Consider the following 23,163-nt stretch of genomic DNA (forward strand, 5'->3'; position numbering starts at 1 on the left):
TAATCGCTGGCTAGTCACCTGGCAGCGCGCCCGACTCCGCGCGCTCCACTCCAGCCGGGCCGGATCGCGCCTCGTCCGGCGCCAACTGCGCGAAGACGCCGACGTACCCGGGCTCTAGAACCTCCCAGTGGTGGCGCTCCAGGAAGGCGCGCCGGCCGTTCGCGGAAAACCGGGCGGCGAGAGACGGGTCGCGGACCAGCCGCGTGATCGCGGCGGCGATATCGGCCGGGTCGCGCGGGTCGACGACCAGGCCGTACTCCCCGTCGCGAACGAAGCGGCTCATGTTGGGCAGGTTGGAGCAGATGACCGGGAGGCCCCAGGCCATGTACTCGAACAGCTTGACCGGGTGCGTGACGTACTCGGTGTACGGCGTGGGGTGGTAGAGCAGCGAACCGCAGTCGGCCTCTGCCAGGTAGCGGCGCACCTCCGCAGGCCCAACGCGCCCCACCAACCTCACGCGATCCTCGACGCCGAGCGCGGCGATGGCTTCCCGGCACTCCCGCACGAACGGCTCGTCGTCCACCAGACCCAGGAAGGTGGCCCGCACAGGGATCCCGGCGTCCCGCAGCAGCGCGACCGCCTTGATCGTCTCGACCACCGCCACCCGCCGCCGGGTGAAGCCCGTGTAGAGCAGGTGGAACGGCCGGTCGGCGGGCCGCTCCTGGCGGGAGGGCAGCTCGGCCGGTGCGAACGCGAGCCGTGGGTAGTTGGTCAGCAGGCTCGCCGGGCGGCCAACCCGCTGGAAGCGCTCCAGGCATCCACGGTCCACTGCGAAGGCGTGGTCGACGAACAGGCGGATGAGCAGCGCTTCGAGCAGCCAGAAGACGGCGTAGATCAGGCGCGTCGCGACCGGCCCGCGCCGGCTGTTGACCGCGATGGCGAGCGGGTAGTGCTCGCGCGCGTCGTACACCAGCCGCGCACGAGTTAGCAGCTTGACGATGGCGCCGACCAGCAGGCTCTGCAGCTCCATGGCCTGGTAGACATCGGCGCGCTCCCGGAGCGCCAGTCGGAGCAGCCGCGGAAGCGCCTTCAGCTTCTCCCGGCGCGTCCCCCAGCCCATCCGCATCAGGGGCACGACGCGGATCCCCAGCGGGTTGGTGGTCGGGTCCGCCGGGTCCTCGCTCGCCAGGCACGGTGCGATGATGGTGACGGCGTTCCCGGCCCGCTGGAGGCTGGCCGCCTCCTTCCCGTAGAGCGGCTGGCTGAACGCTGAGCGTCCGACCGTCAGGACACAGACCCGCACTCAGTCCCCCATTTCCAGAGCCCCGCCGGGCGGTGCGTCGACGACCGGGCGAGGCGTCGCCGGGCGAGCGGTAGGCGTCTGGAGCCGGCGCCACTCCAGATAGCCCAGCCAGGCCGCGGCCCAGACGTTCAACTCGGGTCGTCCGAAGTTCATGTTGACCATGCTGTGGATCCCCCAGGCGAGCCACAGCCCGAGCACTGCCAGACCCAGTGGATCGCGCCGCCGGACCGCAGCCCAGCCCTGCCGGACCAGGTAGCCGGCCAGGAGGCCGACCGTCCCCAGGCCCAGTAGACCCAGCTTCCAGAACATGAAGGCGATGAAGTTGTGGACGTAGGGCTTGACCGCGAAGTAGTAGCTCGCCGAGGTGAAGAGGAGCGCCTCCTCGAAGTCGCCTCGGGCACCCCAGCCAGCGCCGAGCGGCCCGCCGTAGGCGAAGGCGGTCGCCACCTCCGCCCAGCGGTACCGCAGGGAGGTGTCGAGGACCGCGAACCGCTCCACGGACGCGGCGAGGTAGGCCATGGGTGCGTCCCCGAGCAGCCCGCTCCCGACCAGCCCGGCGAGTGCCGCCACCACCGCCGCACCGACCAGGACCATCCTGCGGCGCGCGCGAGGCAGCCAGCGCCAGGCGACGACCACGCTGTAGGCCGCGACCACGGCTACGATGACGTACCACGCCCGGGCAACCGACAGCAGCATCCGGAAGAGCAGCACTGGGAGCGAGGCCATGAGCAGCAGCCCCATCCATCGGGGCAGCGGTACCAGCAAGAGGAGCGTCATCGCCGCGAGCAAGGCGTAGAAGTAGTCGATGCTCGAAAAGTCGGCGGACATCAGTCGGATCAGCGTCTCGCGGCTACGGAACCACGCGGCGATGTCGAGCAGCGCGGAGACGGTGCCGACTAGCACCATGCCCACCAACAGCCGGAGCCAAGCGTGTTCGCTCCGGAAGGCAAACGCGAAGGCCGGGAACAACGCGAGCGGGACCAGGCGGACAGCCCAGGAGAGGCTCACGTAGACGTCGTGACCCGCGAAGGCGGAGAGCAGCAGCCCCCAGGCAACCAGCACGCCCGTCAGCAGCCAGACCCCGAGCGCCACCGCGGCGAGCCGCTCGATAGGATCCTGTCCATGGCCCCGGCGCGGGCCGCCCTCCAGGAGGAGCGCGATGCCGGACACCGCGAACGAAATGACCAGGAGGGCGTACAGGAGCGCGTCGGCACGCGACTGGAGACTCCTCACCGCCAGCCCCGAGAGCAGCAGCGCCAACAGGCACACCTGCACGGCTCGCTGTGCGGGCGTTACGTCCACGCGGTTGGCCATGGCCCGAGCCACCCCGCTCATGCCTCCACCACCTTCAGCCGCCGAAGTCGCGGCCAGACCAGAAGCGCGTAGAGCGCCCCAACCAGCGAGATTGCGATGGCTTCTCCGATGAGGCTGGTGCCTGCCAGCAACCGTCCAGTGGCAAGGAGTCCCAGACACCCGCTCAGCCCCCACAGCATCGACACAGGTGATGGCACCATACGGGACGCCACGGCGAGTACCGCGCAGTAGGTGGCGACGCCCGCCAGCGTGGCGACCGCTGCGCCTTCGACGCCCAGGACCGGGACGAGGAGATAGACCCCAACAACCATGACCGCGGCGCCGAGCCCCGCCGCCCAGACGAAGACGCCGGTCCGCGCCTCGAACTCACGGCGCTTCCCGCAGAGCTGGCTCAGACCGAAGAGAAACGCCGCGCCCAGCCCGAAGAGCACCAGGTGCCCCGACGCGACGTACTCACTGCGGATGTTCAGCAGCGCCAGGGCGCTCGGGATGACCAGCCCGATCGCGGTAACCAGCGGCAGGAAGACCGCGACGTACGTTCCTCCAAGCGCGCGTGCCCAGGCATTGGCCCCGGCCGGGTCGGTCCCATGGAGCTGGAACAGGCGCGGATTGAGGACGGCGAAGACGAGGTTGTACATTCCCCGCCCGAACTGCAGGCCGATGCTCATCCAGAACGTGTAGATGCCCAGATCCCGGAGGGACACCAGGCCGGCCAGGAGGTAGCGGTCGCCCGACTGAAGCAGCGTGACGATCAGCCCCGACAGCGCGAGCGGGAGACCATAGCCCACGCTGCGCCGGAGCAGCACGCGCGTGCTCTCCTGCGATCCCGCTGCGGGCATCGTGGTGCTGGCGAGCCGCCCCAGGCGCCAGTACTGCCAGGCAAGCACCGGCACGAAGCTGACGGCCGTTCCCATCAGCGCGGCCCCGGCCGGGTCGGTCGCCCGTGGGAGTAGCGCGAGCAGGAGGAGTACCTGAACCACCGCCAGGAGCACGGCGCTCGTGGTGTACCGTCGCTGATCGAACACCCCGCGCAGCGTGCTCTGGAACAGGGTGTAGAGCGCGTTGCCGCAGAGGATGCCGACCGTCCAGGCCAGGTACGACCAGCGGAACCGATCACCCCCGAGCGTGCCGAGCGCCACCGCCAGCGCGGTCGCGATCAACCCTGTGACGGCCACCGTGCCCCACACCAGCCCCAGGTATCGCGGCAGGCGGGAGCCGTCCTCCGGCAAGAACCGGATCACGGCGTTCTGCAGCCAGCCGGTCGCCAGCGCCGCCGCGTAGGTCTGCGACAACCAGAACAGGGTGAAGACACCCATCGCCGCGGCCGGCACGTAGCGGCCCAGGATCAGGCTGACGCCGAAGCCGCGCAGCAACTCGCTCGCGATTCCGGGAGCCAGGCGCGCCGCGTCCGCCACGAGCACGCGTTGGAACGGGCCCTGCACGCGTGCCGCGGCGCTCGTCTCGGTCTCCATCGACCCGCGAACCTTCCCCGCGCCCGCCGCGCGGTATCGCTCCAGCGGGCACCAGGGTTCCGGCACGTGGCCGGAACCCGGACCCGCCACACTGCGACGCCGCCGGCGTGACCGGCGCGACTAGGCGATGGCTTCTTCCCGAGTCCGCGCCGGCCGCCAGGTGATGCGGGGGACGATCCGGTCCCTCACGACCCGATCGCGATACCGCTGGATCACCCGCAGCATCGACTCGACAAGCTCCTCCGAGAGGTAGTGCGGCTTCAGGCCGAGGTCGATGAGCTTGGTGTGCTTCGCGTTGTAGTAGTGTTCCTCCTGCTCGACGCGCGGGTCGGGGATTGGGCGGATCTCCGGCTGGAGGCCCAACTCCGTCCCGGCCTTCGCCACCACCTCGGCCAACTGCATCACCGTGAACTGCTCGGTGAACTGGTTGAAGACCCGATACTCGCCCTCCGCCGGAGGGTTGTTGGCGGTCAACTCCACGCACTGTAGCGTGTCCTTGATGTTGAGGAAGCCGCGCGTCTGGCCGCCCTTGCCGTAGACGGTGAGCGGGTGGCCGATCACGGCCTGGACGCAGAAGCGGTTCAGGGCCGTGCCGAAGCACTCGTCATAATCGAAGCGCGTGATCAGCCGCTCGTCCTGAACGGTCTCGTCGGTCTCGATACCGTACACGACGCCCTGGTTGAGGTCGGTGCAGCGCAGCCCCCAGGAGCGGCAGGCGAACTGGATATTGTGGCTGTCGTGGACTTTGGACAGGTGATAGAACGAGCCGGGCTGCTTGGGGAAGGGCAGGACGTCGGAGCGCCCGTTGTGGTGGATCTCGATGAAGCCTTCCTCAATATCGATGTTGGGCGTGCCGTACTCGCCCATGGTCCCCAGTTTGATCAGGTGACACTCGGGCGCATGATCGCGCAGGGCGAAGAGCAGGTTGAGCGTACCCACCACGTTGTTGGTCTGGGTGAAGACCGCGTGAGCGCGGTCGATCATCGAGTAGGGGGCGCTGGGTTGTTCGGCGTAGTGGATCACCGCATCCGGCGCGAAGTCGCGGATGACCGGCTCCAGGAAGCTGTAGTCGGTGATATCGCCGATGAAGACCTGAAGCTCTCGCCCGCTCACCTCTCGCCACGCACGGACGCGCTCCTGGAGCGGGCGGATCGGCGTAAGGCTGTCAGTCCCGAGCTCCACGTGGTAATGGCGGCGAAGGAAGTTGTCCACGATGCCGACCTCGTGGCCGCGCGCGGAGAAGCGCAGGGCCGTCGGCCAGCCCAGGTACCCATCGCCGCCAAGCACGAGAATTCGCACAGTCCTTCCCCTTCCTACGATTCCCCGCCGTGGTCATGCCGAGCCAGAGCCGGTGCCCCGAACCTCGGCGTCCCCCGGCGCCCCGCAGGCTCTTGGGCGCTCCCACGGCGGTGTGACCCGATCCGTCGCCGTTATGCGGCCCGTAGGGCGCGCGCCCACCTACCCGGGCAGCAGCCCGGTGCCGCGACTCGCACCAATGGGTTGCAAGCCACCGTGTGCAACCCGGTGGAGTCCGGCCTTCTGTGCAAGCGAGCGTGCGCGCTTCCTACGACCGTCCTTGGGGCAATCCCAAGAACCAGCGTTATAGCTTGCAAGTCGCGTTCCAGACGGCTCGAATGAAACGTTTGCTGGACGCAATTTACCTAGGAAATTTTGGTTACCCTGCGGCTAGCCAATTGGTGCTATGCACCCATTAGGATGGCCGGCCCAATCGCGGCGCCGTGGCGCGGACAGGTGAGTGCACGCCCCCTCGGAGTCCTCCACCGCCCGCAGCGGCGTGCGGGTACAGCGCAGGGACTCCGTGGGCGACGCAGCGTGCGAGAACGCGGAGCTCGGGGGCAGGGGAATACAAGACGATTGGCAACGGGGTGGCAACAGACAACCGTGGACGGAGCAGCCGAACACCTGCTATGCCGTTCGCTATTCGCGCCTGGATGCGGGAAAAGGGGGGTGAGCCCGCTGGGATTCGAACCCAGGACCCACGGATTAAAAGTCCGCTGCTCTACCGCTGAGCTACGGGCCCGCGCGAGGAATCTCTTTCGTAATTCTACCGCATTCGGTCGATCCGAGGCTGGCGCGGCGTCGGGCCGGCAGGGCGTGGCGGGCTGGCGGGGTGGATGCCGTATGCTTTGGGCGCGCGGCAGGGGCTACGCGGGCGGCGCCAATGAGAGGAGCCGATGGTGGTACTGGATGAGGCGACGGCGTACCGACTGGTGACGGAGGCGATCGAGCGCGTCGGGGGGACGAGGCGGATCCACGGGAACCCGCGGCACCCGTTCTCGTTCGACGCCACGCGCGAAGTCGAGGTTCAGGGCTACACCGTGCTGATCCGCTACGGGGAGATCTCGAGCCCGGCGGTGGCCGAGGTCGAGGGCTATGTGTTCGAGATCCTCGCCGATGAGGTCGTGAAGCTCTTCGGGCCGTAGGGGACGCGGAACGGAGCGGGTCGGTGACACGGGTAGGGAGGACCGGGGATCTCGTGGCCCGCGTGGCGCTCGGCGCGGGATTGGCCGGCGTGGTCGCCGTGGCCGGGTGGCGGCGAGGAGCGCTGACGGCTGACGGTGCGGCGGCAGCGGTGGCGGTCGGGACGCCGGTGTTCGCCGTCGGGGGCGGGCGTTGGGCTGCGGTGCTGGTGGGGTTCTTCACGCTGTCGAGTGCGCTGTCGCAGGTGGGACGGGAGCGGAAGGCTCCGATGGCGGCCGTGGCGAGCAAGGGATCCCGGCGGGATGCGGGACAGGTGCTCGCCAACGGCGGGGTGGCAGCGGGCGCCGCGGTCGTGGCAGGGATCACCGGGAAGCCGGAGGTGGCCTTCCCCGCCTACCTCGGCGCGATGGCGGCCGCCACGAGCGACACCTGGGCGACCGAGATCGGGATGCTGAGCCGGCGGCCGCCACGGTCGATCGTGACCTTGCGCCGGGTGCGGCCGGGGATGTCGGGTGGCGTTACCCCGCTGGGGCTCGCGGCGGCCGCCGCGGGTGGCGCGACGATCGGGCTGATCGGCTCGCTCCGGAGGCCGCGATGGGGGCTGGTGACGCTGGGCACGCTCGCGGGTCTGGCGGGTTCGCTGGCGGACAGCGTCGCGGGAGCCACGGTGCAGGGTGTCTACCGGTGCCCGCGTTGCGGGGAGGAGACGGAGCGGCGGGTGCATCCCTGCGGCACACCGACGATCCCGGTGCGCGGTGTGGCCTGGATCGATAATGACGTGGTGAACCTGTTCGGGTCTGTGGTGGGTGCGGTGACCGCGCTGGTGCTGGCGCGGCGGCCCGGCCGCCGGGGGTGACGGTCCACGCCCCGGCGGCACGGGACGGGCTGACACTGCTACCCGAGGTCGAGGAGCGCCTCCTGCGGCTCCTTGCGGCGGCCGAGGAAGATCGGGGTGTCCACCTTCGTGTAGATCCGCACTTCGGCTGCGCGGAGGCGCTGGACCATCGCGACGAGCTGCGCCGGGTCGTCGTCCTCAAGCGCAACGACGAACTCCTGATCGGCGATGCCGAACGAGCTCACGGTGTTGGTCAGGATCGTCGGGAACTCCCGGCCCAGCTCCCCGTGGACCAGCATCAACTCACGGCGCTTCTCGAACGGCAGCAGATACCACTCGGGCGTCTTCGTGAAGGGGTAGACGCTGAGATACTTCTTCGGCGGCACGCCCTTGAGGAAGGCCGGTCCGTGCTCGGGGTCGTACTGGGAGGCCGTCGCCAAGCCCAGATAGGCGTGGCGCATCTCCAGGTGCTGCCCGAGCGGCGTGCGGTTGAGGTCGACGGCAAGCGCCTGCAGCGCGTCGACGTCATCCGCGATGGTCCAGAGGATGAGGTCCACGTCCGCGCTGAAGCCCACGGTGGAGTAGGCCGCGCGGAGTGTGACGGTGTCGCGGTGCGCATCGAGCGTGCGCAGGAAGGCATCGCGCCCTTCCGTGCGCTCGGCGTCGGCCAGCGTGCGCCACTCCGGCCGCGCCTTGTAGAGCCAGAAGACCGTGAAACGGGTCGAACCGCTCATCAGAGTGGGGACTCCTCTCCTGCACCCAGGTGGGCCAGTGCCCACTATCCGGCCGGATTGTAGCACCGGGAGCGGGGTCGGGTCTTATGTCTCGCTCTCCGGGCTGACCACGACGACCGCCATCCGGTCGGGCAGGAGGTAGCGCGCGGCCGCGTCACGGATCTGCTCGCGTGTCAGCGCGTTCAGCCGGCCCGGCAGTTGCTCGACGTAATCGAGCTCAAAGCCGTAGAAGGCGATGTCGAGCATGATCGAGGCGATGGCGCCGCTGCTCTCCAGGCCGAGCGGGAGGCTGCCGATGAGGTAGCTCTTGGCGTCGGCCAGCTCCTCATCCTCCACGAGTTCCTCGCGGAGACGCTCGACCTCAGCGATGATGCTCTCTACGGCACGCTCGACATTCACCGGGTTGACGCCCGCGTATGCCGCCCAGAGTCCCCGGCCCAGGCTTGCTTCCAGGGTGCTGTAGACGTAGTAGGCCATCCCCTGGCGTTCCCGGACCCGCGCACCGAGGCGCCCCATGAGCCCGAGGCGACCGAGGATGACGTTAGCGACGCGCAGGGCGTGGTAGTCGGGGTCCTTCCAGGCGAGCGCCGGGAGGCCGAGGGCGATGTCGGCCTGGCTCTTCCCGGCAATCTGCTCCTCGCGCCGCACGCGCGACGGCGGTGGGTCGACCGGCGCGATCTCCGGCGCGGGCGCGGCATCGCTCGGCTCCCAGCCCTCGAAGGCTCGCGCGACGTGCTCCCAGGCGGCTTCGACGGGGACGCCACCCGCCACGGCCAGGATGGCGCGGTTCGGCCGGTAGAGGCGGCGGTGGAAGTCCGCCAGGTGGTCGCGGTTCATGCCGGTCAGCGTCTCCTCCGTGCCAATCGCCCGGTGGTGGTACGGATGTCCCTCCGGGTAGAGCGTGGCCCGCAGGGTGTAGGCGGCCTGAGCACGGGTGTCGTTGAGCATCTGCCGCAGTGCGGTCAGCGACTGCTCCCGCATCCGGTCGATTTCCGCCTCGGGGAAGGTCGGCTCGCGCACGACCTCCGCCAACAGTTCGGCCAGCCGCCCGACATCCTCCTTAAGGCACGTCGCCCGGATGTCGACATAGTCGCGCCCGGGACTGACCGACAGGGCGGCCCCCAGGCTGTCGAGCTCCTCATTCAGCTCGGCGAACGAGCGGTGTGAGGTGCCGCGCGGGAGCATCTGCGCGGTGAACCGCGCCAGGCCCGGCGTCTCGCCGTCCGCGATCGCGCCGGCCGGCAGGCGCAGCTCGAGCACCGCCGCGTCGCTGGTCGGGTCGTGGTGCCCCAGCAGGCGGAGCCCGCTGTCCAGCGTCCGCTCCTGGATGTCGAGTTTCGGCGCGGGTAGCGAGTCGGGGCGACCGCCCGGTGCATCCGAGAAGAAGTGCGGGCGAACCGGCAGCGGGCCGATATCGGCCGCGGGGACCGCCGGCGCGGGGGCGGTCGGTTCGAGCCAGCCCACCGTCGCCCGGTCCGGCGTGACGTAGGTGCGCGCGACCCGGAGCAGGTCGTCCGGGGTCACCGCCGCCAGGCGGTCAACGAAAGTATCGGGGTCGACGCCGGGTGCCACCGTGTGGAGCGAGCCGAGCCAGTACGCCTGACTGCTGACGCTCTCCCCGGCGTATGCGAACTGGGCGCGGAGCTGCTTGATCGCGCGTGCCAGCTCGTCCTCGGGCACCGGCTCCTCGCGCAGCCGGGCCAGCTCCTCCTGGACGATCGCCTCGACGCGTGCCGGCTCGGTGCTCGGCACGAGCGTGGCTGAGACGCTAAAGAGGTAGGGGTCGATGGTGAGCGAGAAGGAGGAGCCTGCCGCGCTGCACAGGCCGCTGGCGACGAGGGCGCGGTAGAGCCGTGAACTGCGACCCATGCCGCCACCGCCGCCGTAGCCCATCGCTTTCCCGCCGGAGAGGACGGTGTCGAGCACCACCATCGGCAGGGCGTCGGGATCCTCGGCGCGCGGGGCGTGGAAGGCCATCAACATCGTCGCCGTCGGCGCCGGGCGGCGCACCACCACGCGGCGTTCCCCGCTCTGGGGTGGCTCCACCGTGCGCACCGGAGGCGGCTCCGGGCCGGATGGGATGGCGCCGAACCGCCGCTCGATCTCGGCCAGGATCGCCTCGGCGTCGACATCGCCCACGACCACCACGGTCGCGTTGTTCGGCGTGTAGTAGGTGCGGTAGTGGCGATACAGGTCGTCACGCGTGATCTGGCGCAGGTCGGACGTGAACCCGATGACCCCCTGGCCATAGGGGTGCGCGCGGAAGGCCGCCCCGATCACTTCCTCACGAAGGTGGAAGGTGGGCTGGTTCTCGTTCCCCTCCCGCTCGGAGAGGATCACCGTGCGCTCGCTCTCGACCTCGCTCGGGTCGAAGACGGCGTTCTGCATGCGGTCCGATTCGATATCGGCGCCGAGGAGGATCTGCGGCGCGGGCAACGTCTCGAAGTAGGCGGTGTAGTCGATCCAGGTGAAGCCGTTCAGCGTGCCGCCGTGCTTGTTCACCTCCCGGAAGATCTCGCCCGGCTGGTAGGTGGGCGTCCCCTTGAAGACCATATGCTCAACCCAGTGGGAGATGCCCGTGATGCCGGGGACCTCGTTGCGGCCGCCGACGCGGTACCAGACCCAGAAGGAGGCCACCGGCGCCCGGTGGACCTCACGGATGAGGACGGTGAGCCCGTTGTCCAGTGTCGCCTTTAGTGTCTGCGCGACGTCCGCCATGTTCCCTCCCACCGGCTACGCCCGGTCCCAGTACGCGACGGTCGTGTCGCCTCCGCATGCCTTGCGCCTTCGTTATACCACCGCGCCGGTTCGTGCCGGCTTATCGCGGGCACGGCCGAGGGTGGCGCACCGCAGTGGGTTGGGGCCAGGCCGGCGTGGTACCGTTGTGACGAGCGGTTCGTGGTGGATTTGAGGCGTGCCTGCCTGTACACCGGAGCAGGGCGAGATCGTGCCTCAGCCGCGTCGTCACCGGGGCGTACGGTGGGCTCGGAGCGCCGAGCGGTTCCGCCCGCGCGATCGGTCCGTGCACTGCTCCCCGTAGCTCCGGTCCGTCAGTCTCTTGCCGGTGGTTGGTCCTAGCCCGGCGACTCACCGTGGTCTTGGAAATTGGCTGCGCGTGACTTCAGGAAGTTGCTGTCGGCTCCGCTCTCGTAGATGTGCTCGATGTGCTGCCAGGCTTGTGAGGGGATCGCCTCCGCGACCTCCTTTGCCGAGTGGAAGGTTCGATCTGGCAGGTGGTCGGCCAGCACCTGGCGAACGGTGGGCGCCATGCGGAAGTGCTCCATGAGCGCCTCACGCGACCATGCATGGGACCAGTTCAATTGGCTGAGCTCACGCTCGATAATGTTTCTTGCGGGGTGTGGCATTGCGGCCTCCCTTCGGGCTACCGTGATCCAGGCGCTGACGCATCGCACCTCGCGTGCCCTTCCTTCCGCGATCGCGCGTGGGGAAAGGCAGACGAAGTGAGGAGGAGACCATGCGCGAGAAGGTGGTCATGCGGGCACCCGGCTTCGTGCTCGAAGTCGGCCAGGTGACGACCGGCTTCGGTCCAATCTGGGTCGCGGCCGGGACTCGCGGGCTGCGGGTGGTCACCGTTCCGGGCCGCACACGGGAGGAGTGCCTGCGTGAGGCGCTGCGGCACGGTCAGGACGTTCCCATCGTCGACGGCGGACCGCTGGTGGAACAGGCTCGGGAGGAGTTGACCGCCTATTTCGAAGGGCGGCTGCAGCGCTTCACCGTGCCGCTCGACCCAGTGGGCACGGCGTTCCAGCGGCGGGTCTGGGCGGAGGTGGCGGCGATCCCATATGGCGAGACGGCGACGTACCGGCAGATCGCCGAGCGGATCGGGAACCCGCGTGCGGTCCGCGCGGTCGGTGCGGCGAACGGAGCGAATCCGCTGGCCATTATCATCCCCTGCCACCGCGTTGTCGGCAGCGACGGCTCCCTCACGGGCTACGGCGGCGGGCTCGCGGTGAAGCGGGCGCTGCTGGACCTGGAGGCGCGCTGCCGCGCGGCGCGGCCGTGACGGCGGGTGTGGGTGGTCCGATGATCCGTGACGCTTCCACCCCGGTGATCTCCCGGATGTCGTCCTGAGCGGAGCCGCGCCTGGCCGGCTGCTGTGCGCGGAGGAGTCGAAGGATCCGGCGGTCAGACGACACGACCGCCACGGCCGTGACACCGTGCGAGCGATGCGGCAGGACACCGTGTGGCCGCGCCGGAATCGGCGCGGCCACGATGCCCTCGATACGGCCTCCGCTCGTGCGGGCGCTAAGCCTCGGTCACGAGGCGGCGCAGCACCATCTGCAGGATCCCGCCGTGGCGGTAGTACTCGAGCTCGGTCGGGCTGTCGAGCCGCACGAGCACCTGGAACTCGAACGTGCTGCCGTCCTCGCGGGTGGCGCGCACCGGGAGCGTCTGGCCCGGCGTGAGCCCGTCGGCGATGCCGCGGATCTCGTACACCTCGCGGCCGGTCAGACCGAGGCTCTCGGCGCTCTGCCCCTGGAGGAACTGGAGCGGGAGGACGCCCATCCCGATCAAGTTGCTCCGGTGGATGCGCTCGTAGCTCTCGGCGATGACGGCCCGGACGCCGAGCAGCCGCGTCCCCTTTGCCGCCCAGTCGCGGGAGCTGCCAGAGCCGTACTCCTTCCCGGCCAGCACCAGGAGCGGCGTGCCCTCCTCCTGGTACCGCATGGCGGCGTCGTAGACCGACATCACTTCGCCCGTGGGCAGGTGCGTCGTCCAGTTGCCCTCGCGGCCGTCCGCCAGCCGGTTGCGCAGCCGGATATTGGCGAAGGTGCCCCGCACCATCACCTCGTGGTTGCCGCGGCGCGAGCCGTAGCTATTGAAGTTCCGCGGCTGCACGTCGTTGAGGACGAGATAGCGCCCGGCCGGGCTGTTGACCGGGATCGACCCGGCGGGCGAGATGTGGTCGGTTGTAACCGAGTCGCCCAGGTAGCACAGCACCCGCGCCCCGGTGATATCGGTCAGTGGCTCCGGCTCCAGCGTGAGGTTCTGGAAGAAGGTTGGCTCGCGGACGTAGGTCGACTCGGGATCCCACTCGAACAGGTCACCCTGCTCGGGGAGCGGGAGAGCCTGCCAGTGCTCGTCACCGGTGAAGACGTCGGCGTAGCGCTCACGGAACAGCTCCGGGGTGATGGCGCGCGCGATCGTCTCCTGGATCTCCTCCCGCGACGGCCAGATGTCACGCAGGTAGACCGGTTCGCCGTTCGGGTCGTGACCGATCGGGTCGCGGGTCAGATCGATGTTCAGCGTCCCGGCGAGGGCGTAGGCGACCACGAGCGGCGGCGACGCAAGGTAGCTCGCGCGGGCCTGCGGGTGGATTCGCCCCTCGAAGTTGCGGTTCCCGGAGAGGACGGCGGCGACGACGAGATCATGCTCCTGCACCGCCTCGGCCACAGGCTCGGGCAGCGGTCCGCTGTTCCCGATGCAGGTGGTGCAGCCGTAGCCGACGAGGTGGAAGCGGAGCGCCTCGAGATACGGCGTCAGCCCGGCCCGATCGAGGTAAGCGGTGACGACGCGCGAGCCGGGCGCCAGGCTCGTCTTGACCGCCGGGTTGACATCGAGGCCGCGCTCGACCGCCTTCTTGGCGAGCAAACCGGCCGCGATCATCACCTCCGGGTTCGAGGTGTTGGTGCAGCTCGTGATCGCAGCGATCACCACCGAGCCGTGGTTGAGCTCCACGACCTGATCGTCGATGCGAACCGGGACACCACCGGACGGCGGCGCTGCGGTGGCCACGGCTGCAGTCTCCCCAGCAACTGCCTCCATCGGCTGCGTCGAGGCGGTGCCGCCCGCCGCCGCCTCCGCGGCGCCGATGCGGTCCTTGAACGCCTCGCGCAGGCTCTGGCTGACACGGGAGAGGGGGACGCGGTCCTGCGGCCGACGCGGCCCGGCCACGCTCGGCTCCAGGGTGGAGAGGTCGAGCTCGACGATCTGGTCGAACACCGGCTCGGGCGAGTCGGCGGTGCGGAACAGGCCCTGCTCCTTGGCATACCGCTCGACGAGATCCACCAGCTCCTCGCTCCGGCCGGTAAAGCGCAGGTAGTTGAGCGTCTCGTCGTCGATCGGGAACATCGTCGCGGTTGCGCCGTACTCAGGCGACATGTTGGAGATCGTCGCCCGGTCGGGCAGGCTCAAGTGGCGCACACTCGGGCCGAAGAACTCCACGAACCGGCCGACCACGCCGGTCTGGCGCAGGAGCTGGGTCACCGTGAGAACCAGGTCGGTCGCGGTGACACCCTCCGGCGGCTCACCGACGAGGCGGAAGCCGATGACCTCGGGCGTGAGCAGGTAGATCGGCTGCCCCAGCAGGACCGCCTCGGCCTCAATACCACCGACACCCCAGGCGAGCACGCCGAGGCCGTTCACCATCGTCGTGTGGGAGTCGGTGCCGACGAGCGTATCGGGGAACGCGACCGTCTCGGAGTCGATCTCGCGCGCGGTGACCACCGTGGCCAGGTACTCGAGGTTCACCTGGTGGACGATGCCAGTGCCGGGCGGGACGACGCGGAAGTTTTGGAACGCGCTCTGTGCCCAGCGCAGAAGGGCATACCGCTCGCGGTTGCGCTCGTATTCGCGCTCGACATTGCGCCGGAAGGCGATGCGAGAGCCGAACACGTCAACCTGGACCGAGTGGTCGATCACGAGATCGGCCGGGACGAGTGGGTTGATGCGTTTCGGATCGCCGCCGAGGCGCTTGACCGCGTCGCGCATCGCCGCCAGATCGACCACGGCGGGGACACCGGTGAAGTCCTGCAGGAGCACGCGGCCGGGGAGGAATGGGAACTCACGGACGGCTCGCTCCCCCGGTTTCCACTGGGCGAGCGTTGTGACGTCCTCCGCGCTGAAGGGTTCGTTGCCCGCGTTGCGTAACACGTTCTCCAACAGCACCTTGATGGTGTACGGCAGGCGGTCGAGCCCGACTGCTACCTGATCCGCGATGGCGTCGAGGCGGTAGTACGTGACGGTCTGGTGCGGTGTGGAGAGTACCGCGCGTGCGCCGAAGGGGTCACGGGTGGCTGCCATCTAGTCCTCCCTCTCGTACCGTGAGAGCGACGGCCGGTTGTCCTGCACTCGTCACGCATCGCAAGAGCCCATCCCGGGCGCGGGCGCGCAAGGCGGATACGGGACTTGGCGCGCCCGGTGTCTCCAGAATACCACGGCTTTCGCGGCAGGGATGCCGAATAAGTCTGGTTGACTGGCATGGATCGCTGAATCAGGGCACATCGCGATTCGGCCGGGCGCGTGTACCACACCGTTCAACGACTGGGAACGCCGCTCCCATCCCGCAGGTTGGCGCGGTGCACTATCATGACACCGAACGGCGGTACAAGCAGCGTGGCATCATTCGGTGGTACCAACCTGGGGATGGTATGCAGGAGCACCTCACCGGTGGAACAACGAGGCAGTGATATGAAGCCGCAAGCCGATGGGGTCGATGGGCGGGTGCGCCCCCCGTGGCAACCACCTGACCCACTGGCGGGCGCCCAGGGGGATGCGCTGGCCCGGTCCGATATGCGGAAGCGTCGCCGGCGGATCGCGACGATTCTGCTCCTGCTGCTGGAAGCGGCCGGCCTGATCGCGACCGTGGTCGTGGTCGGGCAGGGCGTGGACTGGAAGCTGGAGGAGACGCGCGAGGTCCCGTCGGCCCTAGCAACGGACTGGGTCTTCCTCGCGGGGACGGGCGTACCGGTTGCGATTCTGGCGGTGCTGGCGGCACTGGCGCTGGCACTGCGCTTCTCGTCGGGGTGGACGTTGGCGATGCTGGCGCAGGGATTACTGTTGTTCAACTGCCTGGTGACGTACTTCGGACAACGGCTGGACGTGATCTACCCGCTGATGGTGGTTGGCATCCTGCTAGTCCTCTACCTGAACTCGTACGCCGTGCGGACGGCGCTGCAGCCGCAGCCGCCCCAGCCCGAACCTCGGGATGGAGCATGAGCGCGGAGACCGATCGGGCCCTGCTCCGGCGCTTCGAGCCGATCGCTCGCTATACGCGCGGCGAGCAGTTCTACCCGCTCTACGTCGAGCCGTATGTCCGCCGCTCCGGCCTGTGGGTCCGCCACCGGAACGGCGACTCGGTGCTGCTGGTGCCGCCGGGCGAGTTGACGCTCGAACGCCTGGGAGAGCAGCGCGCCGACGGCTTCCATTCGGTCCAGTTCCTCAAGCTGACCGACCCGCTCACCGTCGCGGAGCTGGCCACCTACCGGCTTGAACGCCTCCGGGAGCGGAAAGAGCCGTCGGAGGTGTTCCACGCGGGGCAGGGGCGGCTGGCGCGCGTCGGCTACATCTCCCGCCTCGGCGCCGCGGCGTTCTCCCTCTCCCTCCTGGCGCGGGGGCGGGTGCCCGGCGACACGGCCGCGGCCGCGGCCATCGTGTACGACGCGATCCGTCGGGAGCACCCGGAGTTTCGCTACCACGGACGGGTGGTGCGGCAGGCGGGGTGGGTCGTTCTCCAGTACTGGTTCTTCTACGTCTTCAACGACTGGCGCACCGGGTTCTTCGGCGCCAACGACCACGAAGCCGACTGGGAGATGATCAGCATCTACCTGGCCGAGTCTCCCGAAGGCGAACTGGCGCCGCAGTGGGTCGCTTACGCCAGCCACGACTACCACGGCGACGACCTGCGCCGGCGCTGGGATGATCCGGAGTTGGAGAAGATCGGCGAGCACCCGGTGATCTACGTCGGCGCCGGGTCGCATGCGTCCTACTTCGCGCCCGGTGAATACCTCACCGAGCTTGAAGTGCCCTATCTCAACCGCGTGTCGCGCGTGGTCGAACGGGTCCAGGCGGTCTGGTACGAACGCCTCCGGCAGTATCGGGCGAACACCGACTCGGACGACACGCGGCACGGTGTGAACCTGCGCATCCCGTTCGTCGACTACGCCCGCGGGGATGGGCTGACGATCGGCCCGGGCCAGAACGCCGAGTGGGGCGAACCGGTGCTGATCGAGCCGCCGCCCTCCTGGGTGTCCGGCTACCGTGGGCTGTGGGGCTACCACGCGCGCGACCCCTTCGCCGGTGAGGATGCCCCGGCCGGACCGATGTACAACCGCGATGGGACTACGCGCCGCTCCTGGTATGACCCCGTCGGCTGGGCGGGGCTCGACAAGGTTCCGACGCCGCGCGATCTGCTCCCGACCATCCAGGGACGCATCGCCTCGATACGCGATCGCCAGCGGGAAGCCGCGGAGGCCATCGAGGCCAAGCAGCGCGAGTTGCAGGGGATCGGCGTGGAGATCGCCGCGATGGTGGGCCAGCCGCACCTCCGCGTTGCCTACGAATCGGCCAGCCGGCGCCTCGCGTCCCTTTCCGACGAGGTTTCCCGCCTTCGCGCGCAGGTGGCCGAGGACGAGGCGCTCCTGGAGGCCCTCACCAACCATGCGCGGGAGCTGGAGGCGGGGATGCCTACCGACCCGCGAGCGCACATCCGCCGGGCTGCTCGCCCCGTGTCGGAGCGACAGCTCCGAGCGGCGCGCCTGGCAGAAATCTGGGCGGCCATCAGCATCGGGGTTCTGCTCGTCAGCGTCGTCGCGCTGGCCTATTTCGAGCGACAGTACCTCTTCATCGGGCTCGTCTACGCGGTCGCGCTCTTCGCCCTCATTGAGGCAGCCTTCCGCGGCCAGATCGGCCGGCTCATCACCGGGCTGACGGTCGTCCTGGCGCTCGTGTCGGCCGGCGTGCTCGTCTTCGAATTTTTCTGGCAGATCTCTCTCGGCATCGTCGTGCTGATCGGCCTCTACATCCTCATCATCAACCTGCGCGAGCTGCGGCGGTAGCGACGCTGGCTGACGTTCACGGCAAGCGACGCAGAGCGTGGTAGGCGCTCTCGCGTGTCCTCCGGAGCGATGCGAAGGATCTCTTCGTGGCCGCACTGGCCGGAGAATCTCCGCTCCGTTCGAGAGGACAGCGCAACAACGCTAACCCGCACACAAATGCGGCCCGGAGGAGAAATGCCGGGCGTCCGCAGTGTTCGAGAGAGTAGGAGGCGCAACCCGAGCCGCGTTCAGCCAACTGCGGGGCGTAATACGACATATCCCAACAGCACACACCAAACTCCCAATACCGCTAACCGCGACTGTCAGCCACCCCGCACCGCACGGTGGCCTGCGGTGCGGACTCCGGAGGCCGCGACTCATTACGTTGGTGTTATCGGGACAGGTACCGCTCCGGGTCGGCGGCGAACTGGCGGCGGCACGAGGGGCAGCAGAAGTAGTAGCGCGTGCCCTGGTAGTCGTAGGTATGGCGGGCAGTCGTGATCTCGACCGCCATGCCGCAGACGGGGTCGATCGCCTGGGTCGCCACGGGATCCGCCTCGACCACCGGCATTGCGACCGTCGGCGTCGCGTCCTTCGGCGCCAATTCGGCGCGTTTGGCGATGATCTCGGCCAGGATGCTGACCGCGATCTCCTCCGGGGCGGTGGCGGCGATGTCGAAGCCGGCCGGCGCCTTGACTCGCGCGAGCAGGTCATCGGGGATGCCGCTGGCGCGCAGGGTGTCACGCATGGTTTCGAAGCGGCGGCTGCTCGCGACCAGCGCGACGAAACCGACACCCGCCCGCAGCGCCTGCTCGACCGCGTCCTCGTCGTAGACCCCCATCGTCGCCACGACCGCGACGGCAGGCCCGCCCGCGGCCGCTGCACCGATGTCGAGGTCGTCGAGGACGACATCCGCCTCAGAAGGAGCGCTCTCGGTCGCGCCGGGCCGGGAAGCGATCACGCGGTAGCCCATGACGTGGCCCAGGCGCACCAGCGCGTCGGCGACCGGACTCTCGCCGAAGACGATCAGCCGCAGCGGGGGCAGGAACGGTTCCAAGAACACCTCCAGCGCGCCGCCGCTGTGGCACGTGAGCGGCGCGGTCACAACATCCGGCCGGTCGGCCGGACCGCGGCCGTCCGGGCTGAGGCGGAGGGTCCGCGGCCGTCCTTCGGCCAGGGCTTCCAGTGCCTGGCGCACGACCGTCGGCTGCGCGCAGCTCCCACCGACCCAGCCGAAGAGCGCACCGTCCGGCGTCACGATACCCTTGGCGCCCGGCCGCGCCGAAGTGGGACGCTGGCTCCAGACAACGGTCGCCAGCACGAAGGGCTCGCCCGCCTGCTTGAGCGCTGCCGCGCGGGCGAAGATGTCCTCACTGACCCTCCGCAGCGCAGGTTGGGTCGTGGTACCGGACCGCTCGCCGTGTTCCGTCATCGGGGTTCCGTACCTTCGGTGGGGTGGGGCGTCACGATCGTGATCGCGACACCCCAGAGTATCCAGTGCTACTCGGCGACACCCTTTTCCTGGAGGATCTGATAGACCTTCCAGGGCGTGATCGGGATGTCGATGTGGCGGACGCCGAGGTGGCTGAGCGCGTCCACGACGGCATTCACGATCGCCGGGGGCGCACCGACCGTTGGGCTCTCGCCCACGCCCTTGGCCCCGATCGGGTGATGGGGCGACGGCGTCACGGTCTTCTCGGTCCGCCAGTTCGGCGTCTCCATGGCCGTCGGAACCAGGTAGTCCATGAACGTGCCGGTGAGCATCGTGCCGTTTTCGTCGTACACGATCTCCTCAAAGAGCGCCGGCGCCAGCCCCATCGTCAGCCCGCCGTGGATCTGCCCCTCCACGATCATCGGGTTGATGATCGTGCCGCAGTCGTCCAGCGCCAGGAACTCACGCACGGTCGGCTGACCGGTGCCGCGGTCGATGTCGACCACGCAGACATAGGCGCCGAACGGGAAGGTCAGGTTGGGCGGGTCATAGTAGGTGACCGCCTCCAGACCGCCTTCCAGCCCCTGCGGGAAGTTCGTGTAGGCGGCGAAGGCGATCTCGCTCATCGTCTTGGCACGCTCCGGCGAGCCCTTGACGCGGAAGGCATAGTCGCGCCACTCCAGATCGTCCGGGTCGACCTCCAGCAGGTGGGCGGCGATCAGCCGCGCCTTCTCCCGGATCTTCCGCGCCGCCACGGCCGTCGCCGCGCCGGCGGTCGGCGTGCTCCGGCTGGCGTAGGTGCCCAGCCCGTAGGGGGCGGTGTCGGTGTCGCCGTGCTCAACGACGATGTTCTCAACCGGCAGCCCCAGCTCCTCCGCCACGATCTGGGCGAAGGTCGTCTCGTGTCCCTGCCCCTGGGTCTGGACACCGATGCGGACGAGCGCGGAACCGGTCGGGTGGACCCGGATCTCGGCGCTGTCGAACATCTTGATCCCGAGGATGTCGAAGGTATGCGACGGGCCGGCGCCGACGATCTCGGTGAAGGTCGAGATGCCGATCCCCATCAACTCACCGCGCGCTCGCTTCTCCGCCTGCTCGCGCCGCAGCTCCTGGTAGCCGATGGCATCGAGCGCCTTCTGCAGCGCCGCCGGGTAGTTGCCGCTGTCGTACTCCCAGCCGGTCGGCGACTTGTAGGGGAACTGCTCCGGCTGGATGAAGTTCTTGAAGCGGATCTCCGCCGGGTCCATGTTCAGCTCATCGGCCAGGACATCGACCATGCGCTCGATCATGTGGACCGCTTCCGTCACCCGGAACGAGCAGCGATAGGCGATCCCGCCCGGCGCCTTGTTGGTATAGACGCCGTCGACGTTGAAGTGGGCCGCCTCCAGGGTGTACGACCCGGTACCGATGCTGAAGAGCCCGGCTGGGAACTTCGACGGGTTGGCCGCCGCATCGAACGCGCCGTGGTCGGCCACGGTGTGCACCCGCAGCGCGCGCATCTTCCCATCCCGCGTCGCCGCGATCTCGGCGTGGATGTGGTAGTCGCGCGCGAACGAGTCGGCTTGCAGATTCTCGGAACGGTCCTCGATCCACTTGACCGGCCGCCCGGTCTGGAGCGAGGCCACGATCGCCAGCACGTAGCCGGGGTAGACCGGCACCTTGCCGCCGAACCCGCCGCCGATGTCGGGTGAGATGACCCGGATCTTGGTCTCCGGGATGCCCGAGACGAGCGAGAAGACGGTGCGGTGGGCGTGCGGCGCCTGGCTCGTCATCCAGACGGTCAGCTTGCCCGATACCTTGTCGAACGACGCCACACAGCCGCAGGTCTCGATCGAGGAGACATGGATCCGCGGGATGTACATCTTCTGCGAGACGACGACCTCGGCTTCCTCGAAGATCCGGTCCGTCGCCTCCTTGTCGCCCGCCTGCCAGTTCCAGATGTGGTTGGTCTTCTCCTCCCGGTCGGGCCGAACCAGCGGCGCGTCCGGCTCCAGCGCGCGGAACGGGTCGAGGACCGGCTCCAGCGCCTCGTACTCCACGTCGATCGCCAGCACGGCGTCTGCCGCCGTGTAGCGGTCCTCCGCGATGACGGCCGCGACCTCCTGCGCGTAGTAGACGACCCGGTCAGTGGGCAGCACCATCTGCCGGTCGCTCATGAGCGTCGGCATCCAGGCCAGCCCGGCCGCCTCCAGATCCTTGCCGGTGATGACCGCGACGACGCCCGGCATGGCGACTGCCTTCGCGCTGTCGAGCTTGGTGATGCGCGCATGGGCGTAGGGACTCCGCAGGATGTCGAGGTAGAGCATGCCCGGGAGTTTGATGTCGTCGACGTACGTCCCTTTCCCGCGGATGAAGCGCGGGTCCTCCTTGCGCTTGACCGGGTGACCGAGTCCACCGATTGCTGCACGCTCCGTGGCAGTCATCGGCTAGTCCTCCCTTCCACCAGCCGGCACGCCGGACGGCGCCGCGGCTTCCTTCGCCTGCTGCATCTTCCTGGCCGCGTACTGGATCGACTTGACGATGTTCACGTAGCCGGTACACCGGCAGAGGTTGCCGGAGATCGCCTGCCGAATCTCTGCTTCGGTCGGATTCGGGTTGCGCTCGAGCAGGGCAACCGCGGTCATCATCATGCCCGGGGTGCAGAAGCCACACTGGAGCCCGTGCTCCTGCCAGAAGCCCTCCTGCACCGGGTGGAGTTCGCCGTTCTGCTCCAGACCTTCGACGGTACGGATCTCGCCGCCGTCGGCCTGCACCGCGAAGACGGTGCACGACTTGACCGGCACGCCGTTGAGGTGGACGGTGCAGGCACCGCAACTGGTCGTGTCGCAGCCGATGTGGGTGCCCGTCAGCCCGAGCGTCTCGCGGATGAAATGGACCAGCAACAGGCGCGGCTCGACCTCGGCCTGCCGCACCTCGCCGTTGACCGTGACCGTGATCGGAACGGTGCGCGTCCTGGTGCTCATGGATCACCTCTCCTCCCGCTACGCCGCGGCCGCGCCCGCGCGCTCCAGGGCACGCCGCAGCGCGCGAGCCGTCACCGTGCGCGTCACGGCCCGCTTGTAGTCTTCCGGCCCACGCAGGTCACTCGATGGATCGCACTCTTCACCCGCCAGGCGCGCCGCCTCGCGGATCGCCTCCTCGGTCGGCGCCTTGCCCAGCAGCGCCGCCTCGGCCTGTTTCGCCCGCATCGGCATGTAGTTCACGTTCGTCAGGCCGATCCGGACCGACGCCACCTGGCCAGCCTCGTCGAGCGTGAGCTGCACCGCAGCGCCCGCGATCGCGTAGTCGCCGACCTTGCGCTCAAATTTGACATAAGCCCCACCCGAGCGCGGGCCGGGAGCCGGGATGCGGATGGCGGTGAGGACCTCATCCGCCGCGAGGGCTGTGGTGAACGTGTCGACAAAGAAGTCGTCGATGGGAATGGTGCGCTCGCCGCTAGGGCCGGTCGCGACGACCTCGGCGCCGAGAGCCAGCATGGTCGCGGGGTGGTCATTCGCCGGGTCAGCGTGCGCCAGGTTTCCCCCGACGGTGGCCAGGTTGCGCACGAGCGGGTCGGCGATCACGACCGCCGTGTCGAGGATGATCGGGAACTCTGTGCGGACGGCCTCGTCGCCCTCGAGCGCGGCCTCACGGGTGAGGGCACCGAGCACCAGGTGGCCGTTCTCGCGCCGGATCCCCCCGAGGCCCGGGATTCGATTCAGGTCGACGATCACCGCCGGCTCGGCCAACCGGAACTTCATCAGCGGGATCAGGCTCTGCCCGCCAGCCAGCAGCTTGGCGTCGAGACCGTGCTCAGAGAGTAGGGCGACGGCTTCCGAGAGCGAAGCCGGAGCATGGTACTCGAAAGGTCCAGGAATCATGCGAAGCCGACTCCTCTCGCCGGTCGGCGCCCAAGACCGCCTGACCGATTTTTCA

General features: G+C 69.0%; 17 protein-coding genes and 1 tRNA gene. 5 read left to right on the forward strand and 13 right to left on the reverse strand.

The window, feature by feature from the left end:
• Positions 1 to 10 precede the first annotated feature (10 nt).
• The 5 genes from IRZ30_RS03290 to IRZ30_RS03310 form a co-directional block, all read right to left on the reverse strand.
• Positions 11 to 1,243, reverse strand: coding sequence for a glycosyltransferase family 4 protein (locus IRZ30_RS03290; protein WP_294082916.1), 1,233 nt, complete (start codon positions 1,241 to 1,243; stop codon positions 11 to 13).
• The gene (locus IRZ30_RS03295) at positions 1,244 to 2,578 is read right to left on the reverse strand and encodes a hypothetical protein (RefSeq protein WP_294082918.1); all 1,335 of its coding nucleotides are present in this window, start codon (positions 2,576 to 2,578) and stop codon (positions 1,244 to 1,246) included.
• On the reverse strand, positions 2,575 to 4,029 hold the full coding sequence (locus IRZ30_RS03300; RefSeq protein WP_294082920.1) for an oligosaccharide flippase family protein: 1,455 nt from the start codon (positions 4,027 to 4,029) through the stop codon (positions 2,575 to 2,577). The genes IRZ30_RS03295 and IRZ30_RS03300 overlap by 4 nt, the downstream gene beginning before the upstream one ends.
• Before the next feature lie 120 nt (positions 4,030 to 4,149).
• Positions 4,150 to 5,328, reverse strand: coding sequence for an NAD-dependent epimerase/dehydratase family protein (locus IRZ30_RS03305; RefSeq protein WP_294082922.1), 1,179 nt, complete (start codon positions 5,326 to 5,328; stop codon positions 4,150 to 4,152).
• A 670-nt stretch (positions 5,329 to 5,998) separates the two neighbouring features.
• Positions 5,999 to 6,070: transfer RNA gene (locus IRZ30_RS03310), tRNA-Lys, on the reverse strand.
• A gap of 154 nt (positions 6,071 to 6,224) precedes the next feature.
• Between IRZ30_RS03310 and IRZ30_RS03315 the strand changes: the two genes are divergently transcribed.
• Together IRZ30_RS03315 and IRZ30_RS03320 are read left to right on the forward strand one after the other, a co-directional pair.
• Complete coding sequence (locus tag IRZ30_RS03315; protein ID WP_294082924.1) at positions 6,225 to 6,473, forward strand: hypothetical protein; 249 nt, start codon at positions 6,225 to 6,227, stop codon at positions 6,471 to 6,473.
• Positions 6,474 to 6,496: 23 nt separating this feature from the next.
• Positions 6,497 to 7,327 (forward strand): DUF92 domain-containing protein, encoded by an 831-nt coding sequence (locus tag IRZ30_RS03320; RefSeq protein WP_294082926.1) that lies wholly within the window; start codon positions 6,497 to 6,499, stop codon positions 7,325 to 7,327.
• Between the two features lie 38 nt (positions 7,328 to 7,365).
• Here IRZ30_RS03320 and IRZ30_RS03325 read toward each other — a convergent pair whose 3' ends face one another.
• The 3 genes from IRZ30_RS03325 to IRZ30_RS03335 form a co-directional block, all read right to left on the reverse strand.
• Complete coding sequence (locus IRZ30_RS03325) at positions 7,366 to 8,040, reverse strand: chlorite dismutase family protein (RefSeq protein WP_294082927.1); 675 nt, start codon at positions 8,038 to 8,040, stop codon at positions 7,366 to 7,368.
• An 84-nt stretch (positions 8,041 to 8,124) separates the two neighbouring features.
• A complete protein-coding gene (locus tag IRZ30_RS03330; protein ID WP_294082928.1) occupies positions 8,125 to 10,758 on the reverse strand; it encodes a pitrilysin family protein in 2,634 nt (877 codons plus the stop codon).
• A 356-nt stretch (positions 10,759 to 11,114) separates the two neighbouring features.
• Positions 11,115 to 11,309, reverse strand: coding sequence for a hypothetical protein (locus IRZ30_RS03335; RefSeq protein ID WP_294082930.1), 195 nt, complete (start codon positions 11,307 to 11,309; stop codon positions 11,115 to 11,117).
• A 206-nt stretch (positions 11,310 to 11,515) separates the two neighbouring features.
• On the opposite strand from IRZ30_RS03335, the gene IRZ30_RS03340 reads away from it, so the two are divergent.
• Entirely contained in the window at positions 11,516 to 12,064 is a 549-nt protein-coding gene (locus IRZ30_RS03340; protein ID WP_294082931.1) for a methylated-DNA--[protein]-cysteine S-methyltransferase, read from the forward strand.
• A gap of 242 nt (positions 12,065 to 12,306) precedes the next feature.
• Here IRZ30_RS03340 and acnA read toward each other — a convergent pair whose 3' ends face one another.
• Positions 12,307 to 15,084, reverse strand: coding sequence for an aconitate hydratase AcnA (gene acnA / locus IRZ30_RS03345; protein WP_294082933.1), 2,778 nt, complete (start codon positions 15,082 to 15,084; stop codon positions 12,307 to 12,309).
• A 387-nt stretch (positions 15,085 to 15,471) separates the two neighbouring features.
• Here acnA and IRZ30_RS03350 point away from each other — a divergent pair, with 387 nt between their 5' ends.
• Entirely contained in the window at positions 15,472 to 15,999 is a 528-nt protein-coding gene (locus IRZ30_RS03350; RefSeq protein WP_294082935.1) for a hypothetical protein, read from the forward strand.
• Positions 15,996 to 17,837: a hypothetical protein gene (locus IRZ30_RS03355; protein ID WP_294082937.1), complete on the forward strand. Its 1,842-nt coding sequence runs from the start codon at positions 15,996 to 15,998 to the stop codon at positions 17,835 to 17,837. Before IRZ30_RS03350 ends, IRZ30_RS03355 begins: the two co-directional genes overlap by 4 nt.
• Positions 17,838 to 18,207: 370 nt before the next feature.
• Here IRZ30_RS03355 and IRZ30_RS03360 read toward each other — a convergent pair whose 3' ends face one another.
• The 4 genes from IRZ30_RS03360 to IRZ30_RS03375 form a co-directional block, all read right to left on the reverse strand.
• Entirely contained in the window at positions 18,208 to 19,248 is a 1,041-nt protein-coding gene (locus IRZ30_RS03360) for an XdhC family protein (RefSeq protein ID WP_294082939.1), read from the reverse strand.
• A 68-nt stretch (positions 19,249 to 19,316) separates the two neighbouring features.
• Positions 19,317 to 21,671, reverse strand: a complete 2,355-nt coding sequence (locus tag IRZ30_RS03365) for an aerobic carbon-monoxide dehydrogenase large subunit (protein WP_294082940.1) — start codon at positions 21,669 to 21,671, stop codon at positions 19,317 to 19,319.
• A 3-nt stretch (positions 21,672 to 21,674) separates the two neighbouring features.
• Complete coding sequence (locus IRZ30_RS03370) at positions 21,675 to 22,211, reverse strand: (2Fe-2S)-binding protein (protein WP_294082942.1); 537 nt, start codon at positions 22,209 to 22,211, stop codon at positions 21,675 to 21,677.
• An 18-nt stretch (positions 22,212 to 22,229) separates the two neighbouring features.
• Positions 22,230 to 23,108 (reverse strand): xanthine dehydrogenase family protein subunit M, encoded by an 879-nt coding sequence (locus IRZ30_RS03375; RefSeq protein WP_294082944.1) that lies wholly within the window; start codon positions 23,106 to 23,108, stop codon positions 22,230 to 22,232.
• Positions 23,109 to 23,163: the final 55 nt, after the last annotated feature.

It is taken from the genome of Sphaerobacter sp. (genome assembly GCF_019683595.1).
Taxonomy (GTDB): Bacteria; Chloroflexota; Chloroflexia; order Thermomicrobiales; family Thermomicrobiaceae; genus Sphaerobacter.